The 16,720-nt window shown below is 71.0% G+C and carries 15 protein-coding genes; 8 read left to right on the top strand and 7 right to left on the bottom strand.

Features of this window, described 5'->3' with window-relative positions:
* Positions 1-42: 42 nt before the first annotated feature.
* Positions 43-1,827: a sulfoacetaldehyde acetyltransferase gene (gene xsc, locus BJY18_RS07655; RefSeq protein ID WP_184778905.1), complete on the bottom strand. Its 1,785-nt coding sequence runs from the start codon at positions 1,825-1,827 to the stop codon at positions 43-45.
* Between the two features lie 177 nt (positions 1,828-2,004).
* Between xsc and BJY18_RS07650 the strand changes: the two genes are divergently transcribed.
* From BJY18_RS07650 to BJY18_RS07635, 4 genes are all read left to right on the top strand, one after another.
* Positions 2,005-2,841, top strand: coding sequence for an IclR family transcriptional regulator (locus tag BJY18_RS07650; RefSeq protein WP_312873777.1), 837 nt, complete (start codon positions 2,005-2,007; stop codon positions 2,839-2,841).
* The gene (locus BJY18_RS07645) at positions 2,838-3,791 is read left to right on the top strand and encodes an AAA family ATPase (RefSeq protein ID WP_184778901.1); all 954 of its coding nucleotides are present in this window, start codon (positions 2,838-2,840) and stop codon (positions 3,789-3,791) included. The genes BJY18_RS07650 and BJY18_RS07645 overlap by 4 nt, the downstream gene beginning before the upstream one ends.
* Positions 3,788-5,479 (top strand): cobaltochelatase CobT-related protein, encoded by a 1,692-nt coding sequence (locus BJY18_RS07640; protein ID WP_184778899.1) that lies wholly within the window; start codon positions 3,788-3,790, stop codon positions 5,477-5,479. The genes BJY18_RS07645 and BJY18_RS07640 overlap by 4 nt, the downstream gene beginning before the upstream one ends.
* Before the next feature lie 134 nt (positions 5,480-5,613).
* A complete protein-coding gene (locus BJY18_RS07635; protein ID WP_184778898.1) occupies positions 5,614-6,366 on the top strand; it encodes an SDR family oxidoreductase in 753 nt (250 codons plus the stop codon).
* Between the two features lie 9 nt (positions 6,367-6,375).
* Here the strand turns inward: BJY18_RS07635 and BJY18_RS07630 are convergent, their stop codons facing one another.
* Positions 6,376-7,920 carry a long-chain-fatty-acid--CoA ligase gene (locus BJY18_RS07630; RefSeq protein ID WP_184778896.1) on the bottom strand — a complete coding sequence of 515 codons (1,545 nt, stop codon included), beginning with the start codon at positions 7,918-7,920 and terminating at the stop codon, positions 6,376-6,378.
* Positions 7,921-8,050: 130 nt separating this feature from the next.
* Between BJY18_RS07630 and BJY18_RS37710 the strand changes: the two genes are divergently transcribed.
* Both BJY18_RS37710 and BJY18_RS07620 read left to right on the top strand, forming a co-directional pair.
* On the top strand, positions 8,051-8,236 hold the full coding sequence (locus BJY18_RS37710; protein ID WP_184778894.1) for a hypothetical protein: 186 nt from the start codon (positions 8,051-8,053) through the stop codon (positions 8,234-8,236).
* 10 nt (positions 8,237-8,246) lie between these two features.
* The gene (locus BJY18_RS07620) at positions 8,247-9,437 is read left to right on the top strand and encodes a TetR/AcrR family transcriptional regulator (RefSeq protein ID WP_184778892.1); all 1,191 of its coding nucleotides are present in this window, start codon (positions 8,247-8,249) and stop codon (positions 9,435-9,437) included.
* A gap of 6 nt (positions 9,438-9,443) precedes the next feature.
* On the opposite strand, the gene BJY18_RS07615 is transcribed toward BJY18_RS07620, so the two are convergent.
* From BJY18_RS07615 to BJY18_RS07600, 4 genes are read right to left on the bottom strand one after another with little or no spacing between them, the layout of a single operon-like run.
* Positions 9,444-10,814 (bottom strand): MFS transporter, encoded by a 1,371-nt coding sequence (locus BJY18_RS07615; RefSeq protein WP_184778891.1) that lies wholly within the window; start codon positions 10,812-10,814, stop codon positions 9,444-9,446.
* Positions 10,811-11,968 carry a M20 family metallopeptidase gene (locus tag BJY18_RS07610; protein WP_184778889.1) on the bottom strand — a complete coding sequence of 386 codons (1,158 nt, stop codon included), beginning with the start codon at positions 11,966-11,968 and terminating at the stop codon, positions 10,811-10,813. The genes BJY18_RS07615 and BJY18_RS07610 overlap by 4 nt, the downstream gene beginning before the upstream one ends.
* Positions 11,968-12,645 carry a DUF1028 domain-containing protein gene (locus BJY18_RS07605; RefSeq protein WP_184778887.1) on the bottom strand — a complete coding sequence of 226 codons (678 nt, stop codon included), beginning with the start codon at positions 12,643-12,645 and terminating at the stop codon, positions 11,968-11,970. Before BJY18_RS07605 ends, BJY18_RS07610 begins: the two co-directional genes overlap by 1 nt.
* Entirely contained in the window at positions 12,642-13,064 is a 423-nt protein-coding gene (locus BJY18_RS07600; protein WP_184778885.1) for a RidA family protein, read from the bottom strand. The genes BJY18_RS07605 and BJY18_RS07600 overlap by 4 nt, the downstream gene beginning before the upstream one ends.
* 216 nt (positions 13,065-13,280) lie before the next feature.
* Here BJY18_RS07600 and BJY18_RS07595 point away from each other — a divergent pair, with 216 nt between their 5' ends.
* Positions 13,281-14,540: a flavin-containing monooxygenase gene (locus BJY18_RS07595; RefSeq protein ID WP_184778883.1), complete on the top strand. Its 1,260-nt coding sequence runs from the start codon at positions 13,281-13,283 to the stop codon at positions 14,538-14,540.
* Here BJY18_RS07595 and BJY18_RS07590 read toward each other — a convergent pair.
* Positions 14,528-15,439, bottom strand: coding sequence for a LysR substrate-binding domain-containing protein (locus BJY18_RS07590; RefSeq protein WP_184778881.1), 912 nt, complete (start codon positions 15,437-15,439; stop codon positions 14,528-14,530). The genes BJY18_RS07595 and BJY18_RS07590 overlap by 13 nt on opposite strands.
* Before the next feature lie 141 nt (positions 15,440-15,580).
* Here BJY18_RS07590 and BJY18_RS07585 point away from each other — a divergent pair, with 141 nt between their 5' ends.
* Positions 15,581-16,702, top strand: coding sequence for a pyridoxal phosphate-dependent aminotransferase (locus tag BJY18_RS07585; RefSeq protein ID WP_184778879.1), 1,122 nt, complete (start codon positions 15,581-15,583; stop codon positions 16,700-16,702).
* The last annotated feature ends 18 nt before the right edge of the window (positions 16,703-16,720 follow it).

The raw sequence follows: 16,720 nt of genomic DNA, 5'->3' as shown, positions 1-16,720 counted from the left end.
GAGGAGGGCGGTCCGGCGCCGGGCCGGACCGCCCCGGTTCGGTCAGACGTAGTCGCGGTACTTGTCCAGCGTCCGCACCGGCTTGCGCAGTGCGTCCCGGCGGAACGGGTCACCGAGCTCGCGGGTGCACATGACCTCCACGACGGTGGTGCGACCCTCGTCCATCTGCGCGGACACGGCCTTGCGCAGCGCGGGGCCGACCTCGTCGAGCGAGTCGACCACGATGCCGTCCGCACCCATCGCGCGGGCGATTCCGGCGAAGCTTTCGCTCTCCAGCTCGCCCGCGACGAACCGGCGGTTGTAGAAGTCGACCTGGTTCTTCTTCTCCGCGCCCCACTGCCGGTTGTGGAACACGACCGCGGTGACCGGGATGTCGTGGCGCACCGCGGTCATGATCTCGCCCATGCTCATGCCCCACGCGCCGTCGCCGGCGTAGGCGATGGCGGGGCGGTCCGGGGCGGCGACCTTGGCGCCGATGATGGTCGGCAGCGCGTACCCGCAGTTGCCGAAGCTCATCGGGGCGAAGAAGCTGCGGGGTTCCTCGAACCGCAGGTAGCTGTGCGCGACCGAGTTGATGTTGCCGATGTCGGTGGACACCATCACGTGCTCCGGCATCGCCTTCTCGAGCTCACGCAGAACCTGGCGCGGATGCAGCCAGTTGCCGTCCTCCTGCTGCTGTTCGGTGATCATGTCGAGGCTGTAGGAGTCGGTCTCGTGCAGCCACGAGTCCAGTTCGCGTTCCCACGCCAGCTTCTCGTCGCGGATCTCGTCGGCGCGCTGCCCGCGGCTCGCGTCGCAGGCCAGGGTCCGCTTGCGCAGCCGTTCGGTGAGCGCGGCCGCGGACTCCCGGGCGTCCCCGCAGATGCCCACGTCGATCTTCTTGACCAAACCGAGCATCCGGTGGTCCGCGTCGACCTGGACGATCTTCGCCTGCTTCGGCCAGTAGTCGAGGCCGTGCTGGGGGAGCGTGCCGAACGGCCCGAGCCGGGTGCCCAGCGCGAGCACCACGTCGGCCTTCGCGATCAGCCGCATCGCCGCCTTGGACCCCTGGTAGCCGAGCGGGCCGCACCACTGCGGATGGCTCGCCGGGAACGAGTCGTTGTGCTGGTAGCTGTTCACCACCGGGGCGCCGAGCCGCTCGGCGAGCTCTCGGCACTGCTCGACGCCGCCGGAGAAGACCACTCCGCCGCCGGCCACGATCACCGGGAACTCCGCGGTGGCGAGCAGCTCGGCCGCCTCGTCCAGGCTGCGCGTGCCGCCGGGGCCGCGGTCGACCCGCTGCGGTACCGGGATCTCGGTCTCGATCTCGCCGTAGAAGTGGTCGCGCGGGATGTTCAGCTGGGTGGGGCCCATCTCCGACATCGCCCGGTCGAACGCCCGCCCGGTCAGCTCCGCCATCCGTGCCGGGTTGTTCACGTGCGCCTGGTACTTGGTGAACTCCTGGAACATCGGCAGCTGGTTGGCTTCCTGGAAACCGCCGAGCCCGATGCCCATGGTGCCGGTTTCCGGGGTCACCATGACCACCGGGCTGTGCGCCCAGAACGCCGCCGCGATCGCGGTGACGCAGTTGCTGATGCCCGGGCCGTTCTGCCCGATCACCACGCCGTGCCGCCCGCTGACCCGGGCGTAGCCGTCGGCCATGTGCGCCGCGCCCTGCTCGTGCACGACCGGGATCAGCTTGATCCCGGCCGGCGCGAAGATGTCCATCGCGTCCATGAAGGCCGAGCCCATGATGCCGAAGATCTCGGTGACTCCGTTGGCCGCCAGGGTTTCGACGAAGGCCTCCGACGGGGTCATCTTCTGCGGCCCGGTGGTCTGCTCGCCCATTACCAGCTCCCTGCCCATTGAGTGTCCATTGAGTGCCTACCGAGTTGAAAAAACGGAACGATACGTCCCGGAAACTTGGATTGGTTCGGACTGTAGGTGGCAAGCTTGGTGCGCGTCAACGGGTTGCCATCAAGAATGAGACGGGGTGTACTGTTTTCCGAGACGGAAGGGGAACTGGTGGAACTGATCCAGGAGCCCGGCGGGCCGCTGTCCGGCGACACTCCGGCCCTGCGCCTGTTCGCGCTGCTCGAACTGATCGTGGCCGGCGACCAGCAGGTGTCGCTGCCCGCGTTGGTGACCGAAACCGGCCTGCCGAAACCGACGCTGCACCGGATGCTGCAGCAGCTGGAGTCGGCGGGGCTGCTGCTGCGCGAGGCCGACGGGCGCAGCTACACGACCGGCGCGCGGCTGCACCGGCTCGCGGAGAACCTGCTGCGCAGCGATTCCCACAACGCCGGACGGCACGTGATCCTCCGGCACCTGGTGCAGGAACTGGGGGAGAGCTGCAACATCACCGCGCTTTCCCGGGGGGAAGTGGTTTACCTCGACCGCGTGGAGACCCCGGAACCGCTGCAGTTCTACCTGCGCCCCGGTTCCCGCGTGCCGGTGCACTGCTCGGCGAGCGGAAAGCTGTTCCTCGCCCAGCTGCCCGCCCAGCAGCGGCAGCGGCTGCTGGGGTGCACGCCGCTCAAGCAGTACACGCCCAAGACCATCACCGAACCGGCCGCGCTGGAGGCCGAGCTCGAGCGGATCCGTGAGCAGGGCTATGCCCTCGACGACGAGGAGTACCTGCCGGGCTTGGTGTGCGTGGCGGTGCCGGTGCCGCGTGCGGACGGGACGCGGCCGGTGCTCGGTGTCGCGGTCCAGGCGCCGGTGATGCGCCTGCCGCTGGACGACGTCACCACCACGCTGCCGGAGCTGCGCCGCGCCGCGGAGGCGATCAGCCGGCACGAGACCGCCGGCGATCCGGCCGAGGACGACCCCGAGGACAACCACGAGCAGGAGCACGAGTGAGCATCCGGACACCGGACACCACCGCCGACGCCCAGCGGCTGTTCGGGCTCGACCTGCCGCTCACGGTGCCCGCGTTCGCCGATCCCGACGAGTACGTCCCGGAGCGGGACGAGAGTTACCACTTCGACCCGGAGACCACCCTCGCCCTGCTGCTCGGGTTTGCGCACAACCGGCGCGTCCTGCTGCACGGCCGGCACGGATCGGGCAAGTCCACGCACATCGAGCAGGTCGCCGCCCGGCTCAACTGGGGCTGTCTGCGGGTGAACCTCGACGGCCAGGTCGGGCGGCTGGAGCTCGTCGGGCGCGACGTGGTGACGGTGCGGGAAGGCAAGCAGGTCACCGAGTTCCGTGAGGGAATCCTGCCGTGGGCGGTCCGCCGCCCGGTCGCGCTGGTGCTCGACGAGTACGACGCGGCCCGGCCGGATGTGCTGTTCGCGCTCCAGCGGCTGCTCGAGAAGGAGGGCCGGTTTCCGTTGCTCGAACGCAACGAGGTGCTGCGCGCGCATCCGGCGTTCCGGATCTTCGCGACTGCCAACACTTCCGGGCTCGGCGACCAGGACGGCCTCTACCAGGGCGTACGGCGGCTGAACCACGCGCAACTCGACCGCTGGAGTGTGGTGGCCCGGCTCGACTACGTCCCGGCGGCGGCCGAGGTGGGCATCGTCACCGCTCAGGTGCCCGGGCTCGACCGGCGGACCGCGGAGGCGATGGTCGAGCTGGCCCGGCTCACCCGGCGGGGCCAGGAATCCGGCGACCTCGCCACGCTGATGTCCACCCGCACCGTGGTGACCTGGGCGGAGAACACCGGATATCTCGGTGATCCGGCGCTGGCGCTGCGGGTGAGTTTCATCAACAAGTGCTCGGAATTCGAACGGGAGGTCGTCGGCGAGTACTTCCAGCGGTGCTTCGGCCGTGATCCGGAACACCGCGAGCTGCGGGCCAGCGCTTGAGCACGCTCGAGGACCGCGCGGCGGCCCGGGCCGCACGCCGGTCCGACGTGCTGCGCGCGAGCACCGTCCGCGCGCTCGGCCGGGACTCTTCGGTGTGCTTCCGGGCCGGGCTGCCCTACCGTGGGTCGGCGCGGATGCGGATGCTGGCACCGCATCTGCACGCCACCACCGACGAGGACGCCGCGTGCCGGCGGGGTGCCGCCGACGCACTCGCCCTGCACCTGCGGGCCACCGATGTGGCGGTACACCAGCGGTACCGGCCGGTGGGTGCGGTCGGCTGCCTGGTCTATGACCAGCTGGAGCAGTTCCGGGTCGAATCCTCGCCACCGCGGTCGCTTCCGGGCATGACGGCGAATCTGGCGCACCGCACCGGGCATTGGCTGGAGAAGGCCGCGGCGAACGGGTTGACGCACACCGAGTCGGGTCTGCTGCTGCTCGCGGTGGCGGCGATGTCCTGGTCGCATCTGACCGGTCGCGCCGTGCCCATCGGAATCGAGGAGACGATCGAGCCGATGCGGGCGGTACTGGCACCCGAGTTCGGCCCCCGCGCCGGCCGGTTCGCGCGGCTGCGTGGTGCGCAGGACCGGTTCGCCCCCATGGCCGCCGAATTCTCCCTCGCCGTCGCCGATCTGCTCGGTTCCGCCTCGGGCCCGCCGCGCCGGGCACGGTCGGCCGGGCAGCGTGCCCTCGCCGACCTCCTGCACGGATCCGGCCCGGACGCTGCCGGGAACCCGTCGGTCACTGTTCCCGGCGTTTCCGCGGGCGAGGGCGGGTACCGGATCTTCACCACGGCGCACGACCGCCAGCGCACCGCTGCCGAACTCGTCCGTCCCGCGCAGCTGAAGGAATTCCGTGCCCGGCTCGACGAGCTTGTCGCGCAGGCACGGCTGCACCACGGCAGAACGCGCCGCGCACTCGCCGCGTCGCTGACCGGGCCGTCCATCGACGGTTGGGAGCACGGGCTCGAGCAGGGCCGTATCGACGGCCGACGGCTGTCCACTCTGGTCGCCTCTCCCGGTGAGCACCGCATCTTCCAGGACGAGGCGATCGCACCGCGGGCCGCCGCGTCGGTCACCGTGCTGCTCGACTGCTCCGGCTCGATGAAACAGCATGTGCCGCTCACCGCGGTGGTCGTCGACGCACTGACCCGGGCGCTGGACGCGCTGGAGGTCCCCACCGAGGTCCTGGGTTTCACCACTGCCGCGTGGAACGGCGGCCGCGCCCTGCGGGACTGGCACCGAGCCGGCCGGCCGGCCGAACCGGGTCGTCTCAACGACCGCCTGCACCTGGTCTTCAAGGACGCGGACACCTCGTGGCGCGGGGCCCGCCACGGTCTCGCCGGACTGTTCAAAGCAGACCTGTTCCGCGAGGGCCTCGGAGGCGAAGCCTTGCGGTGGGCAGCGACCCGGGCCCGCACCTTGGACGCGCGCCGCACCATTCTGGTGGTGGTGACCGACGGTGCCCCGGCCGACAGCGCCACCGCCCGGCTGAACCGGCCCGATTTCCTGGAGGCCGACCTGGTGCACGCGGCCCACGAAGCGGAGGCCGCCGGGACCGAGGTCCGAGCCCTCAGCCTGGGCGTGGACCTCGGCCGGTTCTTCCCACGCTGCCTGGTGCTGCCGGCGGAGGAACGAGCAGGACAAGCGCTCGTCGACGAGGTCGTCGCCACACTGGGGCGCCGCCGGTAGGTGATCCGGCTGGGCGAGCCGCTGGTGCGGGACCTTCTCCGGGAGGACGCAGAACGCGCCCGCTGTCACATTCCGCGGTGCTGTCGTGTTCTCACTGGCGTAAGGGTGAAACCTCAGTCATGACGGAGTGAGCAATGACGACAACGATTCTGGTCACCGGCGGTACCGGGCGGCTCGGGCGGGCACTCGTGCCCCTGCTGGCCGAGGCGGGGTATCGCGTGCGGGTGCTGACCCGCGCGCAGCGTGCGCCCGCGGCGTGGGAGTGGGTTCGCGGTGACCTGCGTACCGGGCGCGGCGTGGCGGAGGCGATCGAAGGCGCTGACGTGCTCGTCCACCTGGCCACTTCGCTCGGGCGCGGCGACATCGCGGCGACGCGGACGCTGCTCGGGGCCGTCGGGGCCGGGAAGCCGCATCTGGTGTACCCGTCGATCGTCGGGATCGACAGCATCGCGTTCGGTTACTACCGGGCGAAGCTGGCCTGTGAACGGCTCGTCGAGGATTCAGGGCTGCCGTGGACGATCCTGCGGACGACTCAGTTCCACGAACTGATCGCCACGGTCTGCGACGCCCAGCGACGGCTTCCGGTGACGGTGATGCCGTCCAGGGTGTGCTTCCAGCCGATCGACGGCACCGAGGTCGCCGAACGGCTGGCCGGTCTCGTCGCCGCGCCCGCCGCGGGACGGGTGCCCGATCTCGGCGGGCCGCAGGTGCGGGACGCGGCGGACCTGGCCCGCAGCTATCTGCGCGCGATCGGGCGCCGCCGTCCGGTGTGGCCGGTTCCGCTGGCGGGCAAGGCGATCCGGGACTTTCGCGCGGGCAGGCACCTCGCCAGGGAGCGGGCGGCCGGGCGGATCACCTTCGAGGAGTTCGCGTCCGGACGGCGCTGACGCCGGCGGTCAGTGCACCGAGCGCGCCCCCTCGCGCCAATGCGGTTTCCGGAGCTCGCGTTTGAGGATCTTGCCGGCGCCGGACAGCGGGAGCGTGGTCACGAATTCGGCGCTGCGCGGTGCTTTGTACCCGGCGATGTGGTTCTTGCAGAATTCCCGCAACGCATCCGCGGTGGTGGTCTCGCCATCGCGGAGGACGACGACGGCGTGCACGCGTTCGCCGAGGTTCTCGTCGGGGACGCCGATCACCGCGCAGGTCTCCACCGCGGGGTGCCGGGCGAGTGCCTTCTCCACCTCCACGGAGTACACGTTCTCGCCGCCGGTGACGATCATGTCCTTGATCCGGTCGACGATGTGGAGGTAGCCGGCGTCGTCGAGGTAGCCGCCGTCGCCGGTGTGCATCCAGCCGTCCCGCACGGCGTCGGCGGTGGCCTCGGGCTGGTTCCAGTAGCCGAGCATCACGTGCCCGCCGCGGCTGACGACCTCCCCGACGGTGCCGCGGGGCACCTCGTCGCCGTCGGCGCCGACGACCCGGATCTCGGCGTGCGGTGCGGCCCGCCCGGCGGACCGGCGCAGCCCCGGCTCGTGGTGGTCCTCCGGAAGCAGGACAGTGGCCACGGGGGAGAGTTCGGTCATGCCGTATGCCTGCAGGAACCCCGCGCGCGGGAACAGCTTCATGGCCTTTTCCAGCACCGGCTCGGAAATCGGCGACGCCCCGTAGAGGAGGTGGCGGACGCTGGACAGGTCGTACGTGCCGGCGTCCGGGTGCTCGACGAGCATGCCGATCATCGTCGGGACGAGCAGGACGCTGGTGATCCGGTGCTCGCTGAACGCGGTGAGCACCGCGGCCGGTTCGAAGGACGGCACGATCACGTGGGTGCCGCCGAGCGCGGTCTGCGCGGCCCAGGCGGCCCCGTCGGCGAGGTGGAACATGGGTGCCGTGTGCAGCATCCGGCCACCCGGTTCGCAGAACCGGCCGGTGGCGGCCGTACCGAGTGCGGACGTCAGCAGGTTGGCGTGGCTGAGCATGACCCCCTTGGCCACGCCGGTGGTGCCGCCGGTGTAGAAGACGCCGGCGAGCGTGTCTCCGCCGCGGCGGGCGTCCTCGACCGGCTCGGCCTGTTCGATCAGCTCCTCGTAGCCGAGCATGCTCGCCGGCAGCGCGCCGTCCCCGCAGTGGATCACCGTGAGCCCGGGCTGCCGTTCGCGCAGCGCGGGCACCATCGGCGCGAACGCGTCGTCGACCAGCAGCACACGGGCATCGCAGTCGAGGAGGGAGTCGCTGATCTCCGGCATCGCCCAGCGGACGTTGACCGGCACGAACACCGCGTCCGCCCACGGGACGGCCAGCAGGAATTCGGCGTAACGGTCGGAATTCAGGGCGAGGATCGCCACCCGGTCCCCGCTGCGTACCCCGAGCCCGTGCAGGGCCGCGGCGAACCGGGCGACGCGGTCGGCGGTCTCGGCGAAGGTCCGGGTGCGCGTGCCGAAGACCGTCGAACAGCCTTCCGGAGTCTGCTGCACCGAACGGTGCACGCCTTGCGTCAGGTACATCCGGTCGCTCCGTCCTCACCAGTTGTGAACCAGGACAAGTGTGTCAAGGGTCACCGTCTCGTGTCGACATCGCCCTGTCAAGCGCTAACGTCTGACAAGTGAATGATCGATAGCCGTGAAGGTGAATGTGGTGGAGCGGGACACCGTGGCACAGCCGCGCGTCGAGCACGACAGTCCGGTCACCGCGCTCACTCTCGACCGTCCGCAGGCTCGCACCGCACTGCCGTTGCTGCAGGAACTCCTTGCGGCCTACCGCCGTCCGGACTTCCGGGCAGCGCAGCCGCGCGCCTCGGGTACAGTCGTCGGACACCGATGAAGGCCAGGACGTGAAAGCCGAACCGCAGCAGGCGATACCCGACCGTCCGCGGCGTACCCGGCCGCGCAACCGGCGCGCGCTGATCGTCGCCGCGGCCGCCGAGCTGTTCGCCCGCAACGGGTACGACCAGACCGGGATGAGCGATCTCGCCGCCGCGGTCGGGATCGGGCCCTCGGCGTTGTACCGCCACTTCCCGGGCAAGCAGCAGCTGCTCGCCGAGGTCGTCACGACCGGCCTGCAGCCGATCCACCGGCTGGCCGGGGACCTGGATCTGACCGAGCGCGCCACCGCGCTGTCCCGGCTGGCCGCGCTCGGGCTCGACGAACGCCATCTCGGGGTGTTGTGGCAACGGGAGGCACGGCATCTGGCGCCCGGTGACGGGGAACGGGTGCGGGGCGAGATCCGGCACGTCGGGGCGCAGTTCACCGAGCGGGTGCGCGCGGTGCGCCCGGAACTCGGCCACGACGGCGCCGAACTGCTCGCCTGGTCTCTGCTGGCGGTGCTCACCAGCGTTGCGTTCCACCACGTCGAGCTGGCCCGCCCGGCGCACGACGAGCTGCTGGCCGGGTTGCTGGCGAAGGTGCTGGACACGCCGGTGCCGGCCGGTTACCGCACGCCGCCGTCGCCGGCCGTGCCGCCAGGCCTGCTCCCGGCCTCCCGGCGGGAAGCCCTGCTGGCCCAGGCGGTGCGGATGTTCGCCGCGCACGGCTACACCGAGGTCGGCATCGAGGACATCGGGGCCGCGGCCGACATCACCGGTCCCAGTGTCTACAACCACTACGGCAGCAAGGTGGAACTGCTCGCCACCGCCTTCCAGCGTGGTGCCGCCGCACTGTTCACCTCGGTGGCCGCGGCCTACTCCGCGGCCACCGAGCCCGCCGGTGCGCTGACCGCGCTGATCCGGTCCTATGTGGACTTCGGCCGCGCCCACCACGACCTCGTGGGGTTGCTGATCACCGAGATCGGCCATCTGCCCGCCGAACAGCAGCGGCGCGGCCGCCAGGACCAGCACGACTACCTCGGCGAATGGGTCCACCTGCTCCGCCAGGTCCACCCGGACCTCGCGCCGCCGGAGGCCCGGATCCGGGTGCACGCGGCGATCGACGTCATCAACAGCGCGGTCCGGATCCCGCACCTGCGCCGCAACCCGGACCTTCCGGCCGCGCTGAGCACGCTGTGCGGCGGCTTGCTCGGCGTGTGACGCCGCTCAGCGGGGGTCCGGCGCCGCTGGGGACGCGACCCGGGAATCGGGGAGATCTTCGGCCCGCAGCAACGGGGTTCCCGCCGTCTCGTGCAGCGAGAACGCGGCGATCAGCCCGATCACGGCGGCGACCATCAGGTACGGCCCGGGCACCAGTGAGCTGCCGGTGGCCGAGATGAGCACCGTCATCAGGTAGGGCACGGTGCCGGCGAACAGCGCGGCGGTGAGGTTGTAGGCGATGGACAGCCCGCCCTGGCGGGTCCGGGTCGGGAAGATCTCCGCAGACCACACCGCGTACGTGCCCAGGATCGCCGCGAGCACCGCACCGAGCACCAGCCCGCCGATCCACGTCCCGACGAGACCGGTGCGCATCAGCAGGTACGCGGGCGTGGCGAGGACGAACAGCGCGATCCCGGCTCCGATCAGCACCGGCCGTCTGCCGACCCGGTCCGACAGCCTGCCGAACGACGGGACGAGCACGAGACCGACCAGGGAGATGACCGTGGACAGGGCCGCCGCGCTGCCGGCGGAGTGCCCGAGGTAGTCGGTCTCGTAGGTGACCAGGTAGGTGAGCACGGCGTAGAACGGCACGTGCATCATGGTCATCAGCCCGGCCGCCTGCAGCAGCTGCTTGCGGTTGGCGCGGAACAGTTCCCGCACCGGGCTGCGGGCCACGTTGCCGGTCGCTTCGAGGGTGCGGTACTCGGGGGTGTCCTCGATCTTGCTGCGGATGACGAACCCGATGATGCCCAGCGGGGCGGCGATCAGGAACGGGATGCGCCAGCCCCATGAGCTCAGCTGCTCGCCGGTGAGGCCGACCGACAGCAGCAGGAACACGAACGATCCGGCGAGGAAACCCAGCAGGGACCCGACTTCGAGCCAGCTGACGCCGAACCCGCGGCGCCGGCGTGGCGCGTACTCGGCGAGGAAGCTCGCCGCGCTGCCGAATTCGCCGCCCGCCGCGAAACCCTGCAGCAGCCGCAGGAAGACCAGCAGCAGCGGGGCGGCGATGCCGATCTGCGAGTAGCCCGGCAGCAGGCCGATGACCAGCGTCGCGCCGGACATCACGAAAATGACGACCGACAGCGTGCGCTTGCGCCCGATCCGGTCGCCCAGCGGGCCGAACACCAGCGCGCCGAGCGGGCGGATCCCGAACGACACCGCGAACACCCCGAACACGGCGAGCAGGCCTGCGGTGTCGTCGCCCTCGGGGAAGAAGACCGAGGCGATGGTGCCGGCGAGGTAGGCGTAGGCGGCCCAGTCGAACCAGTGCACGAAGACTCCGACGGCGCCCGCGGCCACGCTCCGGCGCAGCGTCGCGGGATCGGCGGCCGGCTCCCCGTGCTTTCCGGCGGGAACGGGTTCAGCGGCGGTCATGACTGTCCTCCTCGGGCCGGCTCCCGCGGTACGCCGGCGCGGTCCACACCGGTCCACGCCAAGGCGATCGCGCTGTCGAGCAGGGCGCGTTGCGCGGTGCCGCCGACGCAGTGCGCGGCGAACTCGCGCTGGTGATTGATCGCCGGCAGGGATCCGATGCCGATGTAGGGGTGGATGGCGGGCACCACTTGGGAAACGTTGCCCATGTCGGTGGACGCGCGGTTCATCCGGGACGCCGCGGCGTCATCCGCGAACTCGCGACCCAGCCGCAGCGCGTTGTCACGGTAGGCCGCCAGCGCCGCTTCGTCCGCGCGGAACTCCGCGTAGGGCTTGCTTTCCGGCTCCACCGTCAGCTCGCAGCCGGTGGCCAGTGCCCCGGCTTCGAACGCCCGCAGCACGCGTGGTTCCACCTCGGCCAGCTCGGTGAGCGTTTCGGCGCGGACGTACCAGCGGCCCTCGGCGTGTTCGGGAATGGCGTTCGGCGCGTCTCCGGCGTTCGTCACGATGCCGTGCACCCGGGCGGAGGCGGGCAGCTGCTGGCGCAGCAGCCCGATGGCGACCTGGGCGACGGTGAACGCGTCGGCGGCGTTGATCCCGGCTTCGGGGTAGGCGGCGGCGTGCGCGGACTTACCGGTGTAGGAGATCCGTGAGTGGCTGACGGCGAACGGCCGGGCCTCGGCCACGTCCACCGGTGCCGGATGCGCCATCATCGCCAGGTCCACCCCGGCGAACGCGCCGCGGTCGAGCAGCTCGATCTTCCCGCCGCCGCCCTCTTCCGCGGGGGTGCCGTAGACCTCGACGGTGATTCCGGCGTCGTCGGCGACCGCGGCCAGCCCGAGTGCCGCGCCGACGGAACCGGCCGCGATGAGGTTGTGTCCGCACGCATGGCCGAGGCCGGGCAGCGCGTCGTACTCGGCGCACAGCGCGATCTTCGTGGGACCACTGCCGAAACTCGCGTGGAAAGCGGTGTCGAGCCCGAGGTGAGCCGAGGTGACGGCGAAGCCGGCGCGGTCGAGCAGCTCGGGTACCGAAGCTGCCGCACGGTGTTCTTCCCACGCTGTCTCAGGGTCGGCGTGCAGGCGTTCGGACAGCCGGATCAACTCGTCGGCGTGCCGGTCGATCGCCGCGCGGGCCGCGTTCTTCAACGCTGTCATCACCGGTCTCCCGGTACGCCGTAGGACGGCGCGGCGGTGGGGTCGAGGCCACGGGTGACGTAGTCGTCGCGCTGCGGCAGCCACACATCGAGCACCTCGGCGAGCCGATCGACGGGGTCCTCGGCCCAGTCCACCCGCAGGTCGGTGATCCACCAGTCCACATCGGACACCACCGCGACGCCCGCGGAGTGCACCGGCCCCTCCTCGCCGCCGGCGGCGAGCGCGGCCCGCAACGCGGTGACGAGCCGCTGTTCCAGCTCTCCGGTCGCGGCGGTGAAGGCGTCCACCATGGCCCTCGGGATCTCCTCGGTGGCCAGCATATTGCCCGCGGTGACGACCCCGTCGGCGGACGCAGACCCGTGCGTGCCCAAGGTCTGTGACCCGCTGTAGGCGACGCCGGGTCCGGTGCGGCCGAGCAGGGTGAGCTGCCGGTAGCCGACATGGTCCGCGGCGGCGGTGACCTCGGCGAGCGCCCGCTCGGAGTCCCCGTGCCCGGCGAGCCGGTCGAGGCAGCGACCGCCGAGCCGCGGATCGGTGACGTTCTGCGAGGCCGCCGCTCCGACGCCCGGGCGCAGGTGCGCGACCCTGGCGGCGATCGCCGGGCTGGACGAGCAGGCTGCGACACCGAACCGGATCGCGGGCCCGGAGCCGTCGCGGGCGACGATCGAAAAGGTCACTTCTCCTCCTCCGGGAGCACGGCGATCGCGTCGATCTCGCACAGCCACTCCGGACGGGCGAGCGCGGACACCACCACGCCTGTCGAAATCGGGTACACGCCCTTGGTCCAGCGCCCGACGACGCGGTAGACCGCCTCGCGGTAGCGCGGATCGACGAGGTAGATGGTGAGCTTGACCAGGTGCTCCATCCGGCTGCCGGCTTCCTCCAGCAGCATCGCGATGTTGGCCATCGCCTGTTCCGCCTGCGCTCGGGCGTCGCCGATGCCGACCGATTCGCTGGTGTCGAGATCCTGGCCGATCTGCCCGCGGACGTAGACCGTGCCGCCCGCGACGACGGCCTGGCACAGGTCGTTGTCGAGGTTCTGCTCGGGATAGGTGTCGCGCGTGTTGAACGGGCGGATGCGACGGTGCACGGTCACTGCGGGGCCTCCCTCGGGCGGCGGTCGGACGTGCCCCAGCCTGACCTCGGCACCGAGATTCTGTCCAGTAGATGTTTTCGCTGCAATGAATCGATCGAACCGATGCAAGCTTGCATCGGAAAATCAGATCCTCGGTGCCGGAAACATCTGTTGGACACAGGCAATGCCGCGCGGTGAGGATCCGCAGAGCAGATGCGCCGAGAGTGGAGGTCCGGGATGTCAAGCCACGAGGTGGACGCCGTCGTCGTCGGCGGGGGCCAGGCCGGGCTGGCGATGAGCGAGCACCTGAGTGACTGCGGCGTGCCGCACGTCGTGCTGGAACGCGACCGGATCGCGCAGCGCTGGCGCACCGGACGGTGGGACTCGCTGGTCGCGAACGGGCCGGCCTGGCACGACCGGTTCCCCGGCATGGAGTTCCCCGGCCTCGCGCCCGGTGCCTTCCCCTCCAAGGAGCAGGTGGCCGACTACTTCGAGGCCTACGCGGAGAAGATCGCCGCGCCGGTGCGCACCGGCGTGGAGGTGACCGCGGTCCGCCGCCACGAGGGACGGCCCGGATTTCGCGTGGAGACCACCGACGGGCCGATCGACAGCCGGTACGTCGTCGCCGCGACCGGGCCGTTCCAGCGGCCGGTGATCCCGCCGATCGTGCCCGCGGGCGCGGGCCCCGAGCAGATCCACTCCAGCGCCTACCGGAACCCCGCGCAGCTGCCCGAGGGTGCGGTACTGGTGGTCGGCGCCGGATCGTCGGGGGTGCAGATCGCCGAGGAACTGCGCCGGTCCGGGCGGCGGGTGTACCTCTCGGTCGGCCCGCACGAACGGCCGCCGCGCAGCTACCGCGACCGGGATTTCTGCTGGTGGCTCGGCGTCCTCGGCAAGTGGGACGCGGAGACCCCGCCGGCCGGGGCGGAGCACGTCACCATCGCCGTCAGCGGTGCTCGCGGCGGCCACACTGTGGACTTCCGCGCCCTGGCCGGGCTCGGTATCGAGCTGGTCGGGATGACCGCCTCGGGTGAGGGCGGGGTTCTCCGGTTCGCACCCGACCTCGCGGACCACCTCGCCCGCGGCGACGCGAGCTACCTCGCGTTGCTCGACGAAGCCGACGCCTACGTCACGCGTAACGGGCTGGATCTCCCGGAGGAGCCCGGCGCCCGCGTGCTGGGCCCGGATCCGGCGTGTGTCACCGATCCGATCCGCGAACTCGATCTCGCCGCCGCCGGGGTCACCTCGATCGTGTGGGCGACCGGTTTCGCCGTGGACTACGGCTGGTTGCCCTCCGGTGCGCTGGACGAGCGCGGCAGGCCGGTGCACCGGCGCGGGGTGTCGGCCGAGCCCGGGGTGTATTTCCTGGGCCTGCCGTGGCTCGCGCGCCGCGGTTCGAGCTTCATCTGGGGCGTGTGGCACGACGCCAAGTTCGTCGCCGACCACATCGCGACCCAACGCGGCTACCTGCGCCACGGTGGCGTTCAGTCCGCGTAGCGGGCCCGGCACAGTTCACGGAACTCGTGTGCCCGCCGGGTGAGGCGGGCGCCGCGCATCGAGGCGATGACGATGTCGAGCGGCGGGACGTCGTCGGTGAGCGTGAGCGGTACGGCCCGCACGCCCGAGTACGTGGTGTCGGTGGACGGGCGCTGGTTGAGCAGCGCGAAACCGTGGCCGTGCGCCACGAGCGCACGTACTGTCTCGTAGCCGGTGGTGCGGTGGCGGACGCGGGGTTCCACCCCGGCGTCGCTGAGGATCGACTGCAGGTACTCGCGGCTGTGCGGCAGGTCGAGCAGCACCATCGGCTCGTCGGCCAGGTCCCGCAGTGACGTCTTGCGGCTTTTCCGCCGCGCGAGCCGGTGGTCTTCGGAGACCAGCGCGTACGGCGGTGCGGTGCCGACCACGTCCCGATCGATGTCGTCGTCGAGGTCGTAGCCGTACAGCAGGGCGAGCTCGGTCTCCCCGCCGCGCAACGCCGAGGTGAGCGCGTGGTGCTCGTCCTCGCGCACCGACACGTGCACGCGCGGGTGCCGGGTTTCGAACTCGGCCAGCAGGCTGGGCAGCCGGAACGGGGCGAGGGTGGAGAAGCAGCCCACCGTCAGCGTGCCGACCAGTTCGGTGCCGGATCGGCGCGCCGTCTCGACCAGTTCGACGCTGTGCGCGAGAAAATCCAGCACTCGCTTGTAGAACGCTTCCCCGGCGGTCGTCAGGCTGAGGCCGCGGGCGTGGTGGCGCAACAGGAACTGCACGCCCATTTCCTTCTCCAGCTGCGCGATCGCGGTCGAGACGGCCGACTGCGAAACGACCAGCTCCTTCGCGGCCGCGGTCATGCTGAGGTGCCGGGCCGCCGCCTCGAAGTACCGCAACTGCACGAGGGTGAAGGAGGGCTCGCTCATGGAGTCATCCTGCCCCGGCCGCCCGGAACTCGTCGGATGCACCCGGAAGCACGTGCTTGACAGGCATACTTTGTGACTTCTATAAGTATACGGACAGCCGAAGTTAGTATCTTACGGCTCGACTCCGAAGGGGAGTGCTCCGTGTACGACCGTCTGCCTGCGCTCGAACTGCCGGAGCGAGCCGCTGCGCGCCGGGACTCGGGGGCCGACCTCATTCCCCTGCAAGGCGTGCCCACGCTGCCGATGCCACCGCACGTGGTCGACGCCGTGGTGCGTGCCGCGGGAGCCGTCTTCCCGAGACAGAGCCGTGGCTCGGAGGCGTTGCGGTCGGCGATCGCTGACCAGCTCGCGACGCGGTACGGGCTCGCGGTTGACGCCAGTACCGAGCTGCTGATCACGCACGGGGCGCAGCACGGGATGAGCGTTGCCCTCCGTGCGCTGCTTTCCCCGGGCGACGAGGTGCTCATCCCGGCCCCGACCTACTTCTTCGACGCCGGGGTGCGGATGGCCGGCGCCGTGCCCCGGTACGTGGCCTCCGGCGCGGAAGACGGGTGGGCTCTCCCGCTCGACCGGCTGGCCGCGGCGGTCACCGGCGCGACGAAGGCGATCATCATCTGCAACCCGAACAATCCGACCGGGAACGTGGCCGGCGAAGCGGACCTCGTCGCACTGCTCGAGCTGGCGAAGAAACACGATCTACTGGTGTTCGCGGACGAGTCCTACGAGGACTACGTCCACGACGGACCCGGTTACCGGCCGCAGCAGTGCTTCCGGCACGTGCACGACCGCCTGGTCACCGTCACCAGCTTCAGCAAGAATCTGGCACTGACGAGCTGGCGGGTCGGCTACCTGCACGCGCCGGCGGACCTGCTCGAAGCGATCCACCACGCGTTCGAATGGGACGCGATCAACGTCGGTGACCTCTCGCAGATCGCCGCCCACGCCGCGCTCACCGGTCCGCGTGACTGGCTGGAGCCGGCTTTCCGCACCTTCCGCGAGCGTCGCGCCCTGCTGCTGGAAAGCATCGCAGCGGCGGGTTTCACCGCATGGTCACCCTCGGCGGGGGTCTTCTGCTTCGCCGACTTCTCCCGGACGGGCTTGTCGGGCGACGAACTCCAGGACGCGCTGCTCGCGGTCGGTGTCCCGGCGCTGACCGGGAACCACTTCCGGGGGAGTGGATCGTTCGCCCGAGTCCTCTATGGAGGGTCGGCGGAATCCCTGCGAGAGGTGGCCGGCCGGCTGAAGCTGCTCCCACGGGCCTGACTTCGAGCCGCCGGCCCC

It is taken from the genome of Amycolatopsis jiangsuensis, from assembly GCF_014204865.1.
Classification (GTDB): domain Bacteria; phylum Actinomycetota; class Actinomycetes; order Mycobacteriales; family Pseudonocardiaceae; genus Amycolatopsis; species Amycolatopsis jiangsuensis.
The sequence above is the reverse complement of the archived record's forward strand: the minus strand, read 5'-3'. Positions and strand labels throughout refer to the sequence as shown.